General features: G+C 57.5%; 9 protein-coding genes. 3 read left to right on the forward strand and 6 right to left on the reverse strand.

The features are described from left to right. Nucleotides 1–6: 6 nt before the first annotated feature. The 3 genes from D9N14_RS07350 to D9N14_RS07360 form a co-directional block, all read right to left on the reverse strand. Nucleotides 7–11,058 carry a type I polyketide synthase gene (locus D9N14_RS07350; protein WP_290578566.1) on the reverse strand — a complete coding sequence of 3,684 codons (11,052 nt, stop codon included), beginning with the start codon at nucleotides 11,056–11,058 and terminating at the stop codon, nucleotides 7–9. Between the two features lie 93 nt (nucleotides 11,059–11,151). Continuing rightward, the gene (locus D9N14_RS07355; RefSeq protein ID WP_290578567.1) at nucleotides 11,152–13,227 is read right to left on the reverse strand and encodes an AMP-binding protein; all 2,076 of its coding nucleotides are present in this window, start codon (nucleotides 13,225–13,227) and stop codon (nucleotides 11,152–11,154) included. 394 nt (nucleotides 13,228–13,621) lie between these two features. Next, nucleotides 13,622–14,395, reverse strand: coding sequence for a thioesterase II family protein (locus tag D9N14_RS07360; protein WP_290578568.1), 774 nt, complete (start codon nucleotides 14,393–14,395; stop codon nucleotides 13,622–13,624). A 90-nt stretch (nucleotides 14,396–14,485) separates the two neighbouring features. On the opposite strand from D9N14_RS07360, the gene D9N14_RS07365 reads away from it, so the two are divergent. Further along, on the forward strand, nucleotides 14,486–16,768 hold the full coding sequence (locus D9N14_RS07365) for an efflux RND transporter permease subunit (protein WP_290578569.1): 2,283 nt from the start codon (nucleotides 14,486–14,488) through the stop codon (nucleotides 16,766–16,768). Here D9N14_RS07365 and D9N14_RS07370 read toward each other — a convergent pair. After that, nucleotides 16,765–18,558, reverse strand: a complete 1,794-nt coding sequence (locus tag D9N14_RS07370; RefSeq protein ID WP_290578570.1) for a S8 family serine peptidase — start codon at nucleotides 18,556–18,558, stop codon at nucleotides 16,765–16,767. The two genes, D9N14_RS07365 and D9N14_RS07370, sit on opposite strands and share 4 nt — an antisense overlap. Before the next feature lie 284 nt (nucleotides 18,559–18,842). Between D9N14_RS07370 and D9N14_RS07375 the strand changes: the two genes are divergently transcribed. Further along, entirely contained in the window at nucleotides 18,843–20,204 is a 1,362-nt protein-coding gene (locus D9N14_RS07375; protein WP_290578571.1) for a cytochrome P450, read from the forward strand. 22 nt (nucleotides 20,205–20,226) lie between these two features. On the opposite strand, the gene D9N14_RS07380 is transcribed toward D9N14_RS07375, so the two are convergent. After that, nucleotides 20,227–21,282: an AraC family transcriptional regulator gene (locus D9N14_RS07380; RefSeq protein WP_290578572.1), complete on the reverse strand. Its 1,056-nt coding sequence runs from the start codon at nucleotides 21,280–21,282 to the stop codon at nucleotides 20,227–20,229. Between the two features lie 71 nt (nucleotides 21,283–21,353). Here D9N14_RS07380 and D9N14_RS07385 point away from each other — a divergent pair, with 71 nt between their 5' ends. Then, on the forward strand, nucleotides 21,354–21,728 hold the full coding sequence (locus D9N14_RS07385) for a hypothetical protein (protein WP_290578573.1): 375 nt from the start codon (nucleotides 21,354–21,356) through the stop codon (nucleotides 21,726–21,728). A gap of 5 nt (nucleotides 21,729–21,733) precedes the next feature. Here D9N14_RS07385 and D9N14_RS07390 read toward each other — a convergent pair whose 3' ends face one another. Then, the gene (locus D9N14_RS07390) at nucleotides 21,734–22,216 is read right to left on the reverse strand and encodes a CYTH domain-containing protein (protein ID WP_290578574.1); all 483 of its coding nucleotides are present in this window, start codon (nucleotides 22,214–22,216) and stop codon (nucleotides 21,734–21,736) included. Nucleotides 22,217–22,223: the final 7 nt, after the last annotated feature.

Raw genomic sequence — 22,223 nt, forward strand, 5'->3', positions numbered from 1 at the left:
TTATGATCAGTCTTCATCGTCCTCGCCCAATTCCGCCGCCAGCATCGCTGCCAGCTCGTCATCGGACAGGTCATCCAACTGATCCTCTTCTTCCTGCTGTTCTTGTTGTGCAGAGGCCTCCGTGTTCTCTGTTTCTTGCGCGGCGTCGTCCGCATCCGCCATTTCGTCCGCAAACATATCCTGAATCAGGAACGTACTCAGACTGGCCACGGTGGGATACTTGAACATCAACGTGGCCGGCAGCTGCTTGCCAATCAGCGCACACAGGATATTACGCAGCTCCACCGCCATCAACGAATCCAGACCCAATTCCTGCAACGGCTGGTTCGGGTTGATGGTATCCGATTCGTCCAGCCCCATGACCCGCTTGATCTGCTCACAGATTTTCTCGATCAGCATGGGTGTACGTTCGTCAATGGGTGCATCCGCCAGGCCGGCACGGAACTCGTCGGCCATCTTCTGCAGATCCGCATCCACGCCCACGCTGGCTTTCACATCCAGCTCAGAGAGGAAAGCAGGAATCGAGCCGGACATATTGGCCAGGGCGGCCCAGTCGATCACCATCAGGCCACGCTGGACGGGATTGCCTGCCAGCACCTGGGCAAACCAGCTCAACCCCACCTGTGGATCGATCAAGTGTACACCGGAGGCTTTGGCGTTGGCTTCCACCTGGCTGTTGGCCGCCATGCCCACCTCGCCCCAGGGGCCCCAGTTGATGGCCGTAGCCGGCATCCCAAGGCCGCGGCGGTAAAACGCCAGGCCATCCAGGAAGGCGTTGGCGGCAGCGTAGTTGGCCTGCCCCGGTGCCCCCAACAGGGAAGACAGGGACGAGAACAACACAAACATATCCAACGGCATGGCTTTGGTTTCTTCATGCAGATACCAGGCACCCGCCAGTTTCGGAGCCATGACTTTCTCGAAGCTGGCCATATCCTGGTTCACCACAAAGGCGTCTGCCAGAATACCCGCTGCGTGGATCACGCCGGCCAATGGCAGACTGTGCTCACGCACGGTACTCATCATGGCCGCCACCTGCTCCCGATCACCGGAGTCGGCTTTCACCGTGGTGACGCGGGTGCCCTTGGCTTCGATGGCTTTCACACCTTCGGGGTCCACGTCACGCACATCACGACGGGCTGCCAGAATCACCTCACCGGCGCCCTGATCTGCAAACCAGTTGGCGAACAGCATACCCAGGCCACCGCTGGCACCCGTGATCAGGTAAGAACGATCCGCTTTCACCTCAATGGACGGGTCATCGCGGTTAATCAGGATCTTGCCGATGTGCTTGCCTTGCGCCATATAACGGAAGGCGTCCATGGCCTCTTTGTGTTTGAACACGGTGTACGGCAGCGGCTGGTAATGACCGGCTTCCACGTTCTCCACGATCTCTTCCATCAACTCACGCAGGGCATTGGGGTTCTGCATGGTGACGATGACGAGGTCGAAGGCTTCGTAGTAAATGTCCTCGCGGAATGCTTTCACCCGATCCTGGGTCCAGATGTCCGCTTTACCGATTTCGATGAAACGGCCATTGGGATTCAGCAACTGCATGCTGGTGGTAATGAATTCCCCGGCCAGGGAGTTCAGCACCACATCCACGCCTTCACCACCGGTGACATTGCGGATCTGCTGGGCAAAATCCAGGGAGCGGGAATCAAACACATGCTCCACACCGATCTTGCGCAGGTAATCCCGCTTCTTCTCACTGGCGGTGGCAAACACTTCCGCACCGATGTGCTTGGCGATGTAGATCGCCGCCAGGCCGACACCACCGGCCCCGGCGTGAATCAAGACCCGCTCGCCTTTCTTCAATTTCGCCAGGTTCTTCAGGCCATGCAACGCGGTGGAATACACCACTGGAATGGTGGAGGCCTGGTTGATGGACAGGTTGCTGGGCACACGGCAGGTGAGCAGCTCCTCGGTGATGGTCTGGGTACTCATGCAGGATTCCGTGAGCGGAACCATCACCACGTCACCCACTTTAAAGTCTTTCACGGCTGCGCCCAGCTCAGTCACCTGGCCGATACATTCACCGCCCAGAGGACCGGCCTCACCGGGATACACATCCAGCACACCCATGACATCACGGAAGTTCAGGCCGGCACTCAATACTTTAACTGCCATTTGGGTGGAACCCAGGGTGCGGGGTTCAAAGGGCACGAACTTCAGATCTTCAAAAGTGCCCTTCTTCTCGATGATGAGGCGATAGGGCGCCTCCGGGATGGGCATACCGGCTGCTTCCACGGTGGTGCGCGCCAGGCGTGCGATCATGCGCGTACCGCGGCGATAGGCCACCAGTTTCTCAGCGCCGGCTTGCAGCATTTCCTGGGCCAGCGACTTCGCGGCCCGGGCAGCACTCTCGGCATCCACGTCCACCAGCACCGCGTTGTATTCGGAGTGCTCCATATCCAGCACTTTTCCGAAACCGATCAGTGCAGAGTGCGCTGGATTCACATGGGTGTCGCTGCGCTGCGCTGCCACACCAGCTTCGGTCACACACCACAGGCGGGGCGCACCGGCACCGGACATCAGCTGCAGGGCTTTCAGCATGTTCAGAATGGGTGAGAAGATGCGTTTCTGCAGTCCCATCACATCCCCATCCGGGCCACCTTCCGGGGCCACATACACCATGCCCGCCACCTTATCCAGGCCACCCACGGCCCCGATGGCCTGCATCCACTGACCACCGTCTGCCGGGTTCAAGGTAATGCGATTACCCTCCGCAGCGAAGGTGGCACTGTCATCACAGGCAATCTGCCATACGGTCACGCCCTCCTGGCCCGACAGCTCGGTGCAGATCGCAGTAGCCAGGCCACTGGCCTCGCCCACCACCATAAAGGTGCCGGCCAGCGGTTTGAGCTCCTGGTCCGCCGGAATGTTCTGGGTTTTCCAGTGCACTTCATAGTGACCATCAAAGGGGTCCTTGCTGATGGCACGCAGCAAAGCTTCCTTGGGAGCGCGCTTGCTGTGGAGGGTATCCACGTCGATCAGGATATTGCCCTGGTCGTCGTACACCTGGATGGTGTGGGAGTAACTCTCCATCACCTCATTGGGATCTTCCGGCGGGTTCTTGATCTTCACATGACACCACAATTCCGTGGTGGGCTTGCGGAAGAAGCACAGGTTCTCGATGGCGAACGGAATATAGATGGCATCCACTTTCGAGGCATCGAAATCATCGTGCATGGCCGCCAGCGCAGAGCTCTGGAAGCAGGAGTCCATCAATCCGGGGTGGATCATGTACTTGCCCTGCTCGATGGCGGATTCCGGCAGACGCAGGCGGGTCAGAGTCTCACCCGGTCGACGCCAGAACTCAGAGATCCATTGGAACTGGGAACCCAGTTGATAACCCACTTTCCACATTTCGCCATAGAACATGTCGCCGCTGTAGCTGTGAGTGGCGCGGCCCTTGATCTGCTCGATGTCGGCCGGCGTCAGTACCTGGGTTGAATCCGGACTGTTGCAGGCGGACACGTTCATGCTGGCGTGCATGGTCCATTCGGTTTCACCGGCCTTGTCATCCCGGCTGAAGCCTTTCACCTCGAAGTCATCGTTCGCGGTGGCCGGCAGTTTTTTAAAGCCATAATGAATGCGCCGCTTCTGCCCCTCTTCCAGAATGAAAGGTTCGGGGAACACCACGTCGTCCAGCTTCACCGGCTTTTCGCCGTATACATCCCGCGCGCAGAGAATGGCATTGGCCACATGGAAGGCTCCAGGGGCCACCACAACCTCGTACAAACGGTGATCGTCCAGGTTGAACGGATGGCTGACGCCGAAGTTATTCTCGAAGAAATAATCCTCGCTCATGGGCGGGCGCAACATGGTCAGCAGGTTCTCAGTCACCTCACCCATGGCACCACCGCCGGTGGCAATACCGTTATCATTGTCACCCAACCAGTAGCGTTTGCGATCAAAGGCGTAACTGGGCGTGGCCACCCGTTGCCGGGCAAAAGGTGCATCAAATGCAGCCCACTTGATGTCGACACCGCAGGCGTACATCTGGGCCACGGCCATATTGAACTGGCGCTCGGCATTCTGCTTGGCACGCAGGGTATGCACAAACCGGCACTTATCCGTACCCAGAATCTGAGTGGCTAATCCGGTGAGGGTGGAACCCGGGCCGATCTCCAGGCACAGGTTGACTTTCTGATCCTGCAGCTTGGTCACCGCATCCACAAACAGCACCGGACGCTTTACGTGATCCACCCAGTAGGCGGACTTGGACATCTCGCCCTGGTTAATCTGCCCGTTCACCGTGGACAGAATATCCAGTTTGGCCGGGTGGTATTCGATGCTTTCGGCAACGGCTTTGAATTCCGCCAGCATGGGTTCCATCATGTTGGAATGGAACGCGTGGGACACCGTCAGCAGGCGCGCATCAATGTCCTGAGCCTTGGCTTTTTCGATGATGGCGGCAATGCCATCGGCGGTGCCGGACACCACGGTATTGGCGGGTGCATTGCAGGCCGCCACCTGCACATCGTTCACACCTGCCAGCAACGCATCCACCTGATCACGGGTGGTCAGAATCGCTGCCATATCGCCGGTTTCACATTGTTCCACCATCAGGCGACCCCGGGCCACGATCAGTTTCATGGCATCTTCCAGGCTCATGATGCCAGCCACCACGGCGGCGGCATACTCACCCACACTGTGCCCCACCATCACATTGGGCTTAACCCCCAAAGCCAGCCAGTGTTGGGCCAGTGCATATTCCAGGGCAAAGATGGCCGGTTGAGTGTATTGGGTGTTGTCGATCTCAGCGGAACGGTCACCCCACAGCAATTCCAGCAAGGAGGCACCGGTTTCCTGCTCGAACAGCTTTTCACAGGCATCCAGGTGGGCTTTGAAGGCAGGATTGGTGTCGTACAGTTCCTGCGCCATACCGGCATACTGCGAGCCCTGGCCGGTGAACAACCAGGCTTGTGCGGTCACCGGGGCACTACCATCTCCAGTGAAACTGGCGGCCACGGACACCCCTTCCGCCACCTGCTTGAGTTTATCCACCATGGCCGCTTTGTCCGGCGCCACCACGGCAACGCGATGCTCAAAGTGCTGGCGAGCGGTGTTCGCAGTAAACGCAATATCCGCCAGCGCCGCTTCCTGGGCATTGAGGTTATCGTTCTGCAGGAACTCGGCGTAACGCTTGGCCAGCCCCATCACTGCGCCTTCGGTTTTACCGGACAGGCTCAACACATGGCTGGTACGCTCGGTGGCGTTGATCACTTCTTTACGTTGTGGTGCTTCTTCGAGAATCATGTGCACATTGGTGCCGGAGAAACCGAAGGAACTGATGCCCACCCGACGCTTGCGCTCACCGGTTTTCCATTCACGGCTCTCGGTAGGAATGGTGAACTTGCTGGCATCCACCGCAATGTGCGGATTGAACTTGTTGAAATGCAGATGCGGCGGAATCTCAGCATGCTGCAGCGACAGCGCCGCTTTCATCACGCTGGAGACACCGGCGGCGGATTCCAGGTGACCGATGTTGGTTTTCACCGAACTGATGATCAGCGGATTCTCACTGCTGCGGTTGGTGCAATAGACGGCTTCCAGGGACTGCACTTCGATGGGATCACCCAAAGGCGTCGCCGTACCGTGGGTTTCCACCCAGTCCACGTCGTCCACGGTCAAACCGGCATTGGCCAGCGCCGCACGAATCACGTTCTCCTGAGAAGGGCCGTTGGGTGCCGTCAAACTGCTGGAGCGACCGTCCTGGTTCACCGCGGAGCCTTTGATCACCGCCACAATATTGTCGCCATCCCGTTCGGCATCCGACAGGCGTTTCAGGGCCAGTACACCCACACCCTCCCCACGCACGTAACCGTCAGCGCTTTCATCGAAGGTCTTACAACGGCCTTCTTTTGACAGCATGTGCGCCTTGGACAGGGCGACAAAGGTTTCCGGCATGACCATAGCATTTACACCACCGGCCAGGGCCATATCACATTCGCCATTGCGCAGGCTTTGGGAAGCCAGGTGGATCGCCACCGCGGAAGAGGAACAGGCCGTGTCCACCGTCATGGTGGGGCCCTGCAGGCCCAGGTTGAAGGCCACCCGACCGGCGATCACGTTCAACGCATTACCGGTGGGGATGAACATGATGTCCTCTTCCCGCGCGCCAGTGGCACAGGCGCGAATGTATTCGTTGGCACCCACGCCCACGAACACACCGGTGCGGGTTCCGTTCAAGGCATTGGGCGCGTAGCCGGCGTTCTCCAGAGAACTCCAGGACGCTTCCAGCACCAGACGCTGTTGCGGCTCCATGCTTTCGATTTCACGGGGCGCAATGCCGAACAGTTTGCCATCGAAGGATTCGATGTCGTCCACCAGACCCGCGGACAAAGTGTAGGTTTTGCCCGGGGCATCCTCATTCTTGTCCAGATACTGCTTGATGTCCCAACGCTCACTGGGTTCATCGTTAATGCCGCATTGGCCGTTTTTCAACAGGTTCCAGAAATCCCCGGGGCCATTGGGGGCCATGGGCATCTTACAGCCGATGCCCACGATGGCGATGGGTTCGCCGTGGAAGGAACCCGCTGTAAAGTGCGCAGCTTCCGCCTCCTCGCCATACAGGTTCACCGCGAAATATTCAGCGATCTTGTTAATGGTGGGGTAATCAAAAATCAGGGTGGCCTTCATGGCCTGGCCGGTATCCCCTTCCACCTGCTTCTTGATTTCCAGCGCCATGATGGAGTCAATGCCCAGATCCATCAGCGGCATTTCCGGGTCCACATCGCTGCCTTTGCCGGTGACGCGGCCGAACAGCTCCTGCAGATAACCCACGATCTTGGCTTGCCTTTCTTCGGTTTCCAGCGGGATCAGGGATTTGAAGAAAGCGGACTTCTCCCCGGTGACGCCGGAAGTGGCGGCCAGGCTTCGACCCAGGGTGCCGAACATGGGATGAGGCCGACGCATTTCCAGAATTTCACGGAACCGACTCCAGTCGATGTCCACCACCGTTTGATGGGCGTTGCCACCGGTCCAGGCCTTGGTCATCAGCTCAATGGCGGATTCCGGATCAAAGGGTTTCAGGCCGCGACGTTCTGCCTCTTCCGCGGCATCGCCGGTGGCCATGCCCGCACCACCCCATGGGCCCCAGTTGAAACCGGTGGCGGGCAAGCCCTGGGCACGACGGTAATCCACCAGGCCATCAAGGAAATGGTTGGCCGCTGCGTAATGCGCCATACCGCCGGAGCCCCATACCGAGGCGATGGATGAAAACACTACGAACAGGTCCAGCTTCACATCAGCAGAAGCTGTGTGCAGGTTCAGGGCGCCTTCCAGTTTGGAGCGGGTCACCTCCTGCCATTGCTCGAACGTCATCTCGTGGGCCAGGGCAATGTCGCTGATCCCAGCTGCGTGCACGATGCCCTTCAACGGGTGGCTGGACTGAGCCAGTTCACCCACCAGGTCCGCCACGGCAGCGGCATCCGCCACATCCACATTGGCCACAGAGAAGCTCACACCCTGTTGCTGCAGCTGCGCAATGCGCTCGGCTCGCTCGCCTTCCAGATTGTCCAGACTGCCGCGGCGACTCATCAGCACCAGATGTCGGGCACCGGAACGGGCCAGGGCATCGGCCACATACAGACCCAGGCCACCCAAGCCGCCGGTCACCAGATAGGACGCGTCAGCATCCAGTTTCACCAGAGTATGGGAAGGCAGACGATCCTGCCCCAGACGCAGCACCTCTCGCTGCTCCCCTGCGATCCGCACCACATCTTCCAGCGCGTTGGCACACAGCTCTGTTAACAACGCTGCGCCCATTTGCTCGGCACTGCCACTCAGGTCAACGATACCCCCCCACAGCTCACCGGCTTCCAGGGCGAAACCTTTGGCGAAGCCCAACATGGGATAAGCCGCCAGGTTGACATTATCCTGGCCATAGGCGTTCTCACTGACACACCAGATGCGGGCAGGATTGCTGGCATCACTGCCGGCGATAATGCCTTTGGCTAAAGCCATGGCAGCATGGATCTGGTGGTGCACCACACCACTGATGTCATCCAGGCTGGCTGGCATCTTGGGCGCCAATACCAGCACCGGCAGCACCTGCCCGGCTTCCTGGGCCTTGGCCTGCAATGGAGCCACCGCAGCTTTAATGGCTGCAGCATCCAAATCCAGAGCCAGCTGCAGAACCTGGGTCTTGGCCTGCAGCGCTGCCAGCCAGGTCGGCGCTGCGCCAATCACCACCACGTCACTGAAATTCGGCTCAGCGGTTTCCGGCAACGCCGCCGCAAACCAGTCAGTGTTATAGAGTAGGCGACCAAAGGACATACCGGCCGCCTTGCTGTAATTACCGATACGGATCTTATCCACCCAGAAACTCTGTTTCTGGTAGGGGTAAGTGGGCAGGTCCACCCGGGTACGCTCACCACCGATGAACAGGTTTTTCCAGTTGAGGTTGGCACCGGCGCAATGCAGGGACGCGACCACCGCTGTCAGGTGCGCGCTTTCGTTACCGTCTCGATCCACACTGTACAGATAGGTAATGGGCTGCGCCGATTCAATGCACTGGGGCGCCAGTTTCACCAGGTTGGCACCCGGGCCGATCTCCAGACAGGCCTGGATTTTCTGCTGCCCCAACTCCTTGGCCGCTTCCAGGAACAATACCGCATCGCGCACATGCTCCACCCAGTAGTGGGCGTTTTTCACATCCTGGGTGGCGGTCTTGCCGGTCTTGCTGGAGATAAACCGAATGCGCGGAGCCCTCAGTTTCACCTGCTCCACCACCTGCGCAAACTTATCCAGCATGGGCTGCATCATGGGGGAATGGAAGGCATGGGAAACGGTGAGCAATTTGGCTTTGATGTTTTCATCACTCAACAGAGCCACCGCCTGCTCCACCGCCGGCTTCTCACCGGAAATCACACAATTGCGCGGACCATTCACCGCAGCGATGTCGATGACACTGTCCAGGGTTTCAATCACATTGCGGGTTTCTTCCGCACTGGCGAACACCGCCGCCATGGCACCACGGGAACACTCGCTGGCCATCAGACGGCCGCGGGCACAGATCATCTTGACCGCGTCTTCCAACGACATCACCCCGGCGTACACGGCGGCGGCATACTCACCGATGCTGTGGCCGGTGACGCAGGCCGCCTGCACACCCAACGATGTCCACAGCTGGGTCAGGGCGTATTGCAGAGCGAAAATAGCGGGCTGGGTGTACTGGGTTTCATCCAGCAGCGCGGTGTTGTCACCCCACATGATGGACAACAGGGGTTGCTCCAGCTCAGTGGACATCAACTCTGCTACGGTATCCAGAGCTGTTTTGAAGACAGGGAATTTCTCGTACAGATCCTGGCCCATGCCGGCAAACTGGGCGCCCTGGCCGGTGAACATAAAGGCCATTTTGGCGGGATTGGTACCCACATCATTAATGGCGATGCCAGTGGCATCACCATTTTTCAGCAGGCCATTGAGTTTATCGGCGGCTTCCTGGGCGGAACCGGCCAACACCGTGGCCCGATGACGGAAATGATTACGCCCGGTGGCAGCGGTGAAACACACATCATTCCAGTCATAACCCTGCACCGACGGCAGCGCCAACGCATCTGCATAATTCTGCAGGTAGGCCTGCAGCGCATCCTTGGTTTTGGCGGAAATGGTCAACAATTCCGGCGCAAATTGGGTAGCCGGTTTTTCATCATTGATATCGGCGGGAATCGGCGCCTGTTCCACAATGATGTGGCAGTTGGTGCCGCTGAAGCCGAAGGAACTCAAACCGCCGATCCGTACCGGGGCCTTCCACTGCCGTTGCTCGGTGGGCACCTCGATAGCAATGGTGGACCAGTCGATATACGGATTCGGTTTGGCAAAATGCAGATGGCGGGGAATGGTCTGGTTATGAATGGACAGCACCAGCTTGATAAAGCCTGCCACGCCGGCCGCCGCTTCCAGGTGACCCATATTGGTCTTGATGGAACCCACCACCAGCTTGTCACTGCGTTGCTGGCCGTAAACCGTATTCAAAGCCGCCAGTTCGATGGGATCACCCAGGGGGGTACCGGTACCGTGGGCTTCGATGTAGGACACTTCTTCCGGCTTGACCCGGGCATCTTCCAGCGCGGCGCGCAGCACTTTTTCCTGGGCCAACTCATTGGGTGCGGTAATACCCTGGCTCTTACCATCCTGGTTCACCGCGGAACCCCGCACCACCGCCAGCACATTGTCACCGTCCCGCAGCGCGTCGGACAGGCGCTTCAACACCACCGTGCCGCAACCTTCACCGCGCACATAGCCGTTGGCATCCCCATCAAAGGTTTTACAACGGCCATCCGGCGACAGCATGCCGGCGCGGGCAAAAATCATGGACGTGGTGGGCTCCAGGATCAGGTTCACCCCCGCAGCCAGGGCCATATCGGATTCGCCTTTACGCAGGCTTTGAATCGCCAGGTGAATGGCCACCAAGGAAGAGGAACAGGCCGTGTCCACCGACAGGCTGGGGCCCTGTAAACCCAACAGATAACTCAAGCGACCGGAGGCCACCGAGTGGGAATTACCGGTGCCGTTATACGGGGAAATGTCTTCCAGGCTGCCGTACTGGGCCTGCATGTGGGAATAGCCCATATGACAGATGCCGACGAACACGCCGGTTTTGGAACCCATGAGGGAATCCGGGGCAATGCCCGCATGCTCCAACGAATCCCAGGTGGTTTCCAGCAACAGACGCTGTTGCGGTTCCATCAGGGTCGCTTCCACCGGCGCGATGCCGAAGAACTCCGCGTCGAACTGGTCCACATCGTCCACCAGACCATTGGCCTTGGTGTAGAGCTTGCCCACCGCTTCCGGGTCAGGATCATAAAAATCATCCCCCACCCAACGCTGGTCCACCATGTCCACAATGGCATCCTCGCCGTTCTGCAATAACTCCCACAGACGTTCCGGACTGTTGGCACCCCCCGGCAGCCGGCAGCCAAGGCCGATCACTGCAATGGGTTCGTGGCGTTCTTTTTCGAGCCGCTGCACCGAATCCTTCGATTTTTTCAGCTCTTTCAAAGCCTGTTTGAGTAACTTGGCGGTGTCGGTGTTGTTATTGTTGGACATAGTAACCCCGTGAAGCCCCTGGGCTTCTTCTCATATTGGTCTAATTGTATTTTTGGAATAGCTTAGGAATGCACCGCGCAGGTGCGGGTGCCTCTACGCGGTGTTTTTCGTCAGGTCTTCTTTTTCTTCTTTCTGTTCTTGCTTGAAATCTTTGTCGGTGAGTTCTGCGGCAAAATGGTCAATCAACGCCTTGACGGTGGGATAGCGCATCAATTCAGTGGCGGGAATGGTTCGCTCAATTCGATCCTGCAGGCGGTCAACCAGGTCGATTGCTTCAATGGAATCCACACCCAACTCCGAGAAGGTCACATCCAGGTCAATGTGATGAGGTTCCACATTCAGCTTGTCGCTGACCCAGCTTTGCATTTCGAAATACAACTCGGACTGCCAGTCGGTAAAAGGCCTGTCCTCTGTTTCTGTTTTTGCTTTCCTGGCGGAGGCAGATCCTTTGTTCTCCCAGCTGTGCAGGGGCGCAAAGTTGCCCAGTTCGTAGAGCTTCTTGGCTTCTGAACGCTGGATCTTGCCGCTGGAGGTCTTGGGCAGAGTGCCGGGGGCAATCATGACGATGGACTTGGGTGTAATACCATGGCGTGTCGCCACCGCCCGGGAAGCCGCCAGGGCCAGTTGCTGGAAGTCGGTCTGATCCGCTGCTGCGGTGGCCACTTCCTGCAGAATCACCAGATGCTCCTTGCCCTGTTCGGTCACAGCAAAAGCTGCACCACACCCCTTGCGGAAGGTGGGATTGGAGGACTGCAGAGAGAACTCGATATCCTGCGGATAATGATTGCGCCCGGCGACAATGATCAGCTCCTTGATGCGGCCGGTGACGAACAGCTCGCCGTCATGCAACAACCCCAGGTCTCCGGTGCGCATGTAGGTCGTTCCAGAGCTGTCACCTTTGATCGTGGCACGGAATACGCTGTCGGAAAAACTGGGTTTGTTCCAGTAACCCTGGGCCACCGCGGGGCTGTTGACCCAGATTTCCCCTACGCTGCCGTCGGCACACTCCTGCTGGGTTTTCGGGTCAACAATCCGCACATCGGTCTCGATCGCCAGCACACCGGAACTCACCAACGGCGCAGTATCGGTTTTGGCTTTATCCGCCGGTTTGAGGGCACCTTTACCCAGCTGATCCAGGTCGGCATCCACTACCAATGCACCCCGTTCCGCCGGGGTTCCCGCCACAAACAGGGTGGCCTCAGCCAGGCCGTAACACGGCAGGAAGGCGCTGGCATCAAAGCCACAGGCGCCGAATTTATCGGCAAAGGCTTTCAGGCTATCGGCCTGGATGGGCTCCGCACCGTTGAAGGCAGCACGCCAGGTGGACAAATCCAAATCCGCCAGCTGCTCGTCCTTGATTTTGCGGACGCAATACTGATAGGAAAAGTTGGGGCCGCCACTGACTTTGGCGCCCACATCGGTAATGGCTTTCAGCCAGACGTAGGGGTTCTTCAGGAAGGTGAGCGGCGACATCAGGGTGACGTTGATCCCGGCATACACGGGCGTGAGCACACCCCCGATCAACCCCATGTCGTGGAATGGGGGCAACCAGATGACCATCTTATACTCTGGTGCCACTTTCTCCAGCTCGCTGGTGTGAGCGAAGGTCCAGATGATCTGCTGGAAGTTGGCAATCAGGTTGGCATGGCTGACCATCACCCCTTTGGGATGCCCGGTGGAACCGGACGTATATTGCAGAAACGCCACGTCGCCGGGCTCGGCGTCATGGGCTTCAAAACCCGCGATATCCTGGGTGGACGCCAGGGCATCGGTGGCAACACAGGGCAGATTGATACCGTTATTGGAATTGGCCACCCAGGCTTCGATCATGGGCAGCAACATACTGGAGGACAGGATGGCCCCGGCGTCGCAGTCCTGCACCACCCGTTTCAGGCGGTCGATATCCCGGGCGCCCATAGGCGGATAGGCTGGAACCGGCACGCAACCGGCGTACATACAACCAAAGAAAGCCCGGATGTAATCCAGACCTGGTGTGTACAACAGCATCAGGTTGCGCCCGGACAACCCTTTCGCCACCAGACCGGCAGCGATTTTGCGGGCCGCTTCATCCAGCCCGGCGAACGATTCTGTACCTTCTGGAGCCCCACTGTCACCGAGGAACGTCATAACCCGATCGTCATGTCTTTCTGCGGCGCGATGAGAACTCATTTGGACCAGGTTCTTAAAATCCGGGAACCCTTGCATATCTACCTCCACCCTACTGTCTTTACCCTGTGATTCAAGACGAAGGTGTGCTCATAGGTATAATGGCGTGATCAATACCGGCGATTCGGTGGCAGAAGCGTGCCCTGTTGAATCCCATCGGTTACGTCGTGTATTGCCTTTACTGCCTTTATTATTTTTATCAGCACAACCCATTGGCAAAGTCAGTTTAAGTTCGCGCTCATCGCCAAAACTTGTAAGATGCGGCCAAATAAGTGACATTCTGTAATCGAAGTGTGTACTAATGAACACTTGTACCGCTAGCTTGGCTCAAAGACCGATCGAACCCGTCCCTGGCTATGACAAAGTTTCCTTCCTGTCTCGTATTTTATAAGTCTATTCAGAACGCAATCAGTTCTTCGTCATCGGACTGAGTCAATGTGGCCAGAACGGATCGTAAGGAGGCCATGAACTCGGTAACGCTATCTTGAATAAAGAAGTGGCCACCTTCAAAAACTTTGTGCTCAAAGCGTGAAGTGGTTGCATTTTTCCAGGCGGCCAGCTCATTCGGGTTGGCCACTTTATCTTCGGTCGCCGAATACAGGTAAATAGGTGTGCTGATGGATTGCGCCGGATCACTCAGTGCCTCATCGTTCAAGGCCAGATCCGCTTTGATCACCGGCAGATAAAAATCCATCATTTCCTGATTGCTCCGAATGGCATCCGGCAACCCGCCCAGGCGCTCCAACTCCCGCAAGAATTCCTCTTCCGATAAATCGGCGAGCTTCAACTCCGGTTCCAGGTGGGGCGCACGCCGGGCACTGACGCAAATACCAAGATCCCGGATGCCAGCTTGTTGCAGCGTCGCCGCGAGCTGATACGCCACCACGGCACCAAAACTGTGGCCATACAACACGAACGGCTTGCCGGCAAAAAAATCCGACTGTGCAGTGAATAAGGCCAGAATATCCGCCACCGATTCCGAAAACGGCATGCCATGCAAGCTTTCGCGGCCGGGATAATTGGCAGCCCAGACTTCTGCATCCGGCAAAAAATCACTCCACTTTCGATACATGGAAGCGCCACCACCGGCACAGGGAAAGCAGATCACACGGTACTGTGCCGCCGGGTTTGCACTGAAACAGGCCAGTGACTTATTTTTACCAAAAATCATTGCAGACCTCGAAGCAAGATGATTAGATGCCTTGAATCAAGGCGCCATGTTAACGTGCCCCATGCCAGAAGCAAACGCAGAATAACAATAATGAAACCCTTCAGCTTTGTTCAGCTAAAACTGATCGCCCTATTGATTGTGCTGGCGGCCGGCGCCCTTTCAATTTGCATTCCCGGCATTCAATATCGCAGTGAAATCACCGACTATTTCCAGCAGGATAATCCTGACGTTATCAACTTTCACAAACTGGAAGCAAACTTTGGATTGCAACAAAGTTTATTAGTATTGCTCCACAGCCCGGGGCAGAGCTTTGTTTCCGGGAACGGCATCAACACACTGTATGGCCTGGTGCAGTCACTGGAAGCACTGGCGGGCATCAACCGCTCCCAGTCCCTGCTGAATACCGCCATCAGCAGCCAGCAGGATACCCGCTCGGTGTACCGCCATCTGAAACACCAGGGACCGCTTTACGACTCGGTTCTGGGTCAGGTGGCAGACAACGTCAGTCGTGGTACGTTCGTATCAGAAGACGGCTCTGTGGCCAGCATTCAATTGTATTTTTCCAGCGAGGATTACATCACCGAACTCTATCCGGTGATTCAGGACCTACTGCAACAGCAATTCGTGCAAGCGGGCCTGGGTGAGGTAAAACTGCTGGGGCCGGTGGAAATCAAGCACGCGTTGCACCAGGCCCTGCTGCACGATGGCTTTTATCTGATGCCGTTGGTGCTACTGGCGGGATTGGGTGTACTCTGGTATTTCCTGCGTTCCTGGTGGCTGGTGGTGTCCGGCGCTGCTTCCATTATCGTTGCGCTGTGGCTTACCGCCGGCATGGTGGGCTGGCTCAAACTCTCCATCAACCAGACATCCGCGCTGGCATTCTGCATTGCGTTTATCATCGCCCTGGCAGACATCATTCACCTGCTGATGAGTTTCACTCACCAGGACCCGGCGTTGCCGCGACAACAGGCCATGCTGCAGGCCTTGCGTTCCAACTTCGTATCCCTGTTCCTCACCAGTCTCACCACCGGCATCGGTTTCCTGAGCCTGAATGGCAGCAGCTCGCCCGTGTTTGCCACCTTCGGCAATATTGCCGCCATCGGTGTTGCCTGCGCTTTTGTGGCGGCGATTTCCATTACCCCGGTGCTGGCGGTATTGCGCAGCACCCAGGCCCGCAGCCTGGAGCCGGATATGTTCCAACGCTGGAGCGGCAACCTCAACCGGTTCCGCAATCAGTTGCAAACCCGGCATTACGCACTGTTTTATCTTGGCAGTATCGGTCTGTCCGCCTGTGTGCTGCTGAACACCTACCACAACGACCCACTGGATTATTTTGAAGCGGATTCCAGCATCCTGCAGGCCACCCGCTTATCGGAACAGGCGTTTGGCATTCATCACCCGGTTTCCATTGTGGTGGACTCCAAACAAAAAGACGGCATCTATCAGGCCGATTTTCTGCGTGTACTCCGGCAGTTTGAAACCTGGCTCGACGCCCATCCACAGGTTTCCCATCACAACAGTTACCTGGCGGTGCTGACTCAACTGAAACGTCATCTACACCAGAATAATGTGAAGTGGAACGCCACCCCCACCAGCGCCGCAGAAGTGGCCGACCTGTGGAACCTGTATGAAATGTCCTCCCCCGGGAATACACCGCAGACGCTGGGGTTGGATAAATCCTTCCAATCCGCGGTGGTCTCCGTGGGCGTACCCAAGCTGAGAAGCACTCAACTGCTGCAACTGGAGCAGGACATCCAGTTGTGGTTTCAAACCAACGCTCCGGAGTACCCCGTTTCTGTAACCGGGCACGCCATTCTTTTCGCCGGCATCGGCAAGGCGCTCACCAGCAACATGTTCATTGGCGGCCTGCTCTCGGCCATGGTGATCTCCCTGTTGATCGGGCTGTTTTTACGCAACCTTCGGGTTGGCCTGCTCTGCCTGATCCCCAACCTGTTCCCCGCTGGCATCATTTATGGGGTGTGGGGTGCAACGGTGGGTGTGATTGATATTGCTGCGGCCGGCACCCTGAGCATCAGCCTGGGCATTGTGGTGGATGACACCATCCATATCCTGAAACGCTATCTCGGCCATCGGGAAGCGGGGTTACCCCCGCAAATCAGTATGGAACGCACCTTTGAGGAAGTGGGCTCGGCCTTGATGTTGACTACCCTGATCCTGTGCCTGGGCATGCTGGTGTTGACCCTCTCCATTTTCGGACCCAACCAAACCACCGCCATCCTCATGGCCAGCATCATTCTGGTGGCACTGATCTATGACCTGATCATGTTGCCGCACCTGCTGGAGAAACTGGACGGCTGGCTGTTCGCCGGTTACCGCTCCAGTTCCTCCGCTGCCGAACTGAGTGCGGGCTAGCGCCGGCGCCACAGTAAAGTCGGCAATAGCAACAACAACCCAGCCATGCCACCGCCAAATTTCCTGGTGACATAATTGTCGGCTGTGTTCGGGTCGGTGTCTGCTCCGTCAATGGCTGCGGCAAAATCCATTTTGTCTTCGTTGCTGGTGCGGACCCGAATGGTGAAGGTGCGCGATTCCCCGGCCGGCTGCTCCGCCCAACTGCAGGCGTAGGTGGAGATATTGCAGATAGCACCCACCGCCGGTTGCAGGTAGTCCAGGGTCACCTGGCTGGGGAAGATATTGCTGACAGTGAGATCGCTCGCCAGATCCGGGCCGTTGTTGGTCACGATCACCTTGTACTGGATGGTGCCGGTGCCGTCTCCCGCATCGATGAACTTACCGTTATCCCCCTGCAACACTACCTTCAGGTCCGCCACCGCGTTGGGCACGGTTAATCCCAACACCCGCTTTACCGCCTCTTCGGCATCCAGTCGCCCACTGCCACATCCAACGCACGGCGAGGTAAAATCCGCGGCCGTGTCTTTGATTGCGACCTCCATGGCCTCTGGCGTGGCATCCGGAACCACACTGCGCATCAACGCCACCGTTGCCGCCACCTGGGGTGCCGCCATACTGGTACCTTGATAGGCAACGTAATTATGCTCCCCCGGTGCAAACTGACCCGCATTCAGGGTGGACCAGATTCCACTGATGATGTCGCCGGCGACGATACGGCCACCGGCGGCCGCCACATCCACCACGGCTCCGGTATTGGTATAAGGTGCCTGGTAACCATAGCGGTCCACTGCGGCCACGTTGATGACCCCGGCGCAATTGCCGGGGGCGTAATCTGCAGCGTTGGCGGCTTTGTTGCCGGCGGAGGTCACGACGGTGACGCCGGCATTGACGGCGGCGGTGATGGCATCGGAATAGGCCTGTCCGCAGGCGCCGGTGGCGGTGCTGCTCAGGCTGAGGTTGATGGCATCCACCGCTGTGCTGTTATTGGCCACGCCGGCTACGCTGTAGCCGGCTGCCCAGTAAATCGCATCGACAATGTCTGAGGTGTAGCCACCACAGCGCCCCAGCACCCGCAGCGGTAGCACTTTGGCCTGGTGGGCAACCCCCACCACCCCAATGCCATTCATGGGTGCCACGGCGATGCCGGCCACATGGGTGCCGTGCCAGGTGCTCTTGCGATCCTCCTCCGGCTGGCCACCACCGCAGGCACCTGCGATCACCCCGTCACCGGGGTCCGCCGCATTGTTGTCCCGGCCACCACCATCATTGGCGGTAAAGCTGTCGGAGATAAAGTCATAACCCGGTAGCGTGTTCGAAAGCAGATCCGGATGCGGCAGAATGCCGGTGTCGAGCACCGCCACCACGGCCCCCAGACCGGTACTGTACTGCCAGGCCCGTTCCGCATTGACGCCACGATTGGGATAGTTGAGATACCATTGGTGGCCAAAATAGGGATCGGCGTCCGGCATCATTTTGAGATCCGGCTCCACGTAGGCGATGTCGGATTCAAAGCTCAACTGATGCATCACATCCAGCCAGCCGTTTTGGCGGCGGGACTCCGACATTTCAACCACATAGGCACCGTTTGGCAGGCGTCGCCCCATGCGGGCCGCCACGCCCAGCTGCGCCAGGCGTTGCAATGCTCTGGGGTTGGCTCTTTCCAGCGCCGGCAGCGTGTCCTTGAATTTGATGATGAGCCGGTCGGTGGGCATTTGTGTGTCGGCCCCCAAGGCGCCCCAGCTGGCCAGCAGAATGCTGACCTCCAGCATGAACCTGCTACGTAACCCCATGATTTTACTCCCTGTCTTTATTGTTATGGTGTTGTTTTTAATGTTGTTGTCGTGCTGCATTGCCATAGGTTTGATAAGTGTATTGCCATAGTAATGGAGCCCTGCGCCGACCACAATCGTTTAACAAACTGTATACCCGTCGGGTAGCCAGTGCCGCACCTAAGCCGTTTCAGGCGCTTTGACCGCACCCGCCAGCGCAATTGCCGCAATGTCAAAACAAGCCCGGGAGGGCTATGGTTGAATGGGATCAAATAAGAAATCGTGAGCACCACAGAGGATTCCCAATGGCGACACTTGCAGAAACCGCGTCCAAACTGCCGCGCAAACCCAGCAGCAAAGTTTCCCACATACCCGGCGAAAACGGCCTGCCCGTTGTGGGCTTCACGTTCCAGTTCCTGCGGGATTTTCCCGGCCTGATCGACCGCATGGTGAAAAAACATGGTCCGGTATTCCGCTATCGCGCGGTGATGCAGGATGTGATCACCCTCACCGGCCCGGATGCCAATGAATTCATCCTGAAGGATTCCGACCATAATTTTTCCAGCAAAAAAGCCTGGGACATTATTCTGGAAGAGCTGTTTCCCAATGGCTTGATGCTGCGGGATTTTGAGAATCACAAAGTGCATCGCAAAATTCTGCAGGGGGCGTTCAAAAAGCCCGCCATGCAAGCCTATGTAGACAAAATGAACCCGCGCTTCAACGACGGACTGGCGCAATGGCCCAAAGGCAGCGAGATCATGTTCTTTGATCACATCAAGAACCTGCTGCTGAACGCCGGTGCCGAACTGTTTCTGGGCATCAAAATGGGTCAGGAAGCCACCAAAGTGAACGAATCCTTTATTGCAGCGGTGGACGCGTCGCTGGCGGTTCTGCGCTTGCCCATCCCCGGCACCACCTGGTATCGGGGCTTACAGGGCCGACGTTTTCTGGAGCAGTTCATCGGTTCGCTGGTGGCGGAAAAACGCCGCAGCCAGGACAACGACTTCTTCACCCAGATTTGTCATTCCCGGGGTGAGAACAACGAGGAGCTCACCGACCAGGAAGTGATTGATCATATGATCTTTCTGCTGTTCGCCGCCCACGACACCACCACCAGTACCCTGTGTTCCCTGGTGTACCGCCTGGCCAAGCACCCGGAATGGCAGGAGGCCCTGCGGGAAGAAATCCTGAGCCTGGGCAGCGAAGAAGTCACCTATGAAGATCTGGATAAACTGGAGAAAACCGGCTTGGTGTTGCGGGAAACCCTGCGTATGCATCCGCCGCTGCCCACCATTCCGCGGCGGGCCATTAATGACTGCGAATTCCAGGGTTTCAAGATTCCGCGCAACGCGGCGGTGGGTGTGGTGCCCCTGCACACGCACTACATGGAAGAATACTGGAGCAATCCGTACCAGTTCGACCCGGAACGGTTCAGCCCGGAGCGGGCCGAACACAAGAAACACTTTTACCAGTGGGTGCCCTTCGGCGGCGGCCATCACAAATGCCTGGGCCTGAATTTTGCAGAAATTCAGTCGAAGGTCTTCCTGTTCCAGTTACTGCGTAATTACAAGGTGGAAATCCGCAGCGGCTATGACATGCCGACGCAGGTGGTACCGCTGGCGGTGCCCAAAGACGGCTTTCCCTGCACGCTGACACCGCTGCAATAAACGATTTAACTCAAGTACTTACTTAATCGGGTACTTTCTGTTGTTCGCCGGGCCCCTCGCCCGGCTTTTTTTCATTCTGTTGCAGGGTACGGCGATAGCGGGACGGCGGCATGCCGGTCCAGCGCTTGAACGCCCGATGAAAGGCACTCTGCTCTGAATAGCCCAGCATCATGGCGATATCCAGAAAATTGTAATCGTTGCGAATATACTCCAGCGCCATGCGGCGACGCAGGTCATCCACCATTTCCTGAAAATTCACCCCCAACTTGGCCAGCGCCCGCTGAAAGCTGCGCTCATTCTGCCCAAGGTGTTCACAGACTTCCTTCAACGACGGTGCCCCATGGGGCAGATGATCAATGATGTAACGGCGGACTGACTCCACCAGCTCATCGCTGGCGGACAGTGACTGCAAAACCTGATCGGCGTGCTCTTCCAGAATTTTCTTCAGGCGTGGGTCGCGGAACGCCGAGGCCTGACGCAGGCCTTCAATGTCCACGGTGATGCGGTTGCTGGCCTGCAAAAAATAACAATGGGATTGCAGAAACGTGTCGTAAAACGCCGGGGTGGGACCACCATCGTGTTTGAAGTGCACACTCAGGTACTGGGTTTTCTCATTGGAGGTGGCACGGGATAAAGACAGGCTGCTGGAAACAAAATAATCCACCACATGGCGGCTCCAGGTTCCCCCCAGCAGCGCAAATTCGCAGGACAGGGTCGCACTGTCGGTCAGCCATTTCATTTCCAGGGCATTGGTCACGATGGTGGCAAAGCGCTGGATATACTGGATGCCTTCGATGCCGTTTTCACCGGCCATGATCAGGTAACCCAGGCGACCCCAATGGCGGGCCAGAAAGTTCTCCCCCACCTTCAGGCCGATATAATCGTCGCCGGCAAACTGCGCCGCTGCATCAAACAACGCGGAGAACAGGGCGAAATCCACATAGCCGCTGTCGTTTTCCTCATCCGGGTGGAATCCGTTCTGTTGATAGAATTCCGCCGCTGACAGCCCCAGGCTGTCGAGGTATTCCCCAATAGCTTCAATCAATTCAATGGCGATGTGTAAGCGTGCTGTGGTCATGTCCAATCAGGCTTTATCTTGCTGCTCTTTTGATGGACAATGCCATCATTCTGCGTCTATATGCGATCATTATGTCAAACAGTGTTGTTGCCGAAATCCTTACTGATACTCTGAATCAGGAGCCCTGTGAACTGATCAAGCTGCATAACGGCCTGATCATCGCACTGTCGCCCCGGGCGCTGGGCTGTTACCGCAACCGACAGGCCTTGCACGATCCGCTCGGCAACGGTCTGATTTCCTTCAGCCCCCTGGCCGAAGAGCACCAGATTGAGTTTCAACAGCAGCGCTGCATCACCACTTACAGCGGCGGCTATGTGGGTCTGCTGGACGGCAAGGCCCTGCTGATCGCCCCTTACAAAATCCGCCTCTATCCCAACAACCAGGATGGATTGCGGGGCCACAATTGCCTGGCGGAGCTGGAGCTGCCGGAAATCGACGTGCTCTAACCCGTTCACCGCCACCTGCGGTACGGATTCAACACCAGATTCACATTATAGTAACGGGGATCGTCCGATACCTCCTGCCCAACCCAATCCGGCAGTTCCACCGGCTGGTCTTCGGATTCCAACTCCACTTCTGCCACCACCAGCCCGGCGTTATCCCCTTCAAATACATCGATCTCCCAGGTCAGGTTACCCTGCGGGCGGAGGTAGCGGGTCTTCTCGATCAAGGGGCGGGAACACAGGTTATCCAGCATCTGCTGCGCATCGGAAATTGGAATGTCGTATTCAAACTCCGCCCGCGACAAGCCCTGATTCTTCCCCTTGATGGTCAGCTTCGCCTCATCGCCCTGCAGGCGGATGCGCACGGTGGTCATACCCTCTGAGGGAATGTACCCCTGTCGATAGGGCACGCCGTCCAGCTCACTGCCGTCCTCCCGTCGACGCCACGCGTCACTGATGACCAGAAATTTGCGTTCAATCTCAATCGCCATAATCCCC

It is taken from the genome of Ketobacter sp. (assembly GCF_003671495.1).
Classification (GTDB): domain Bacteria; phylum Pseudomonadota; class Gammaproteobacteria; order Pseudomonadales; family Ketobacteraceae; genus Ketobacter.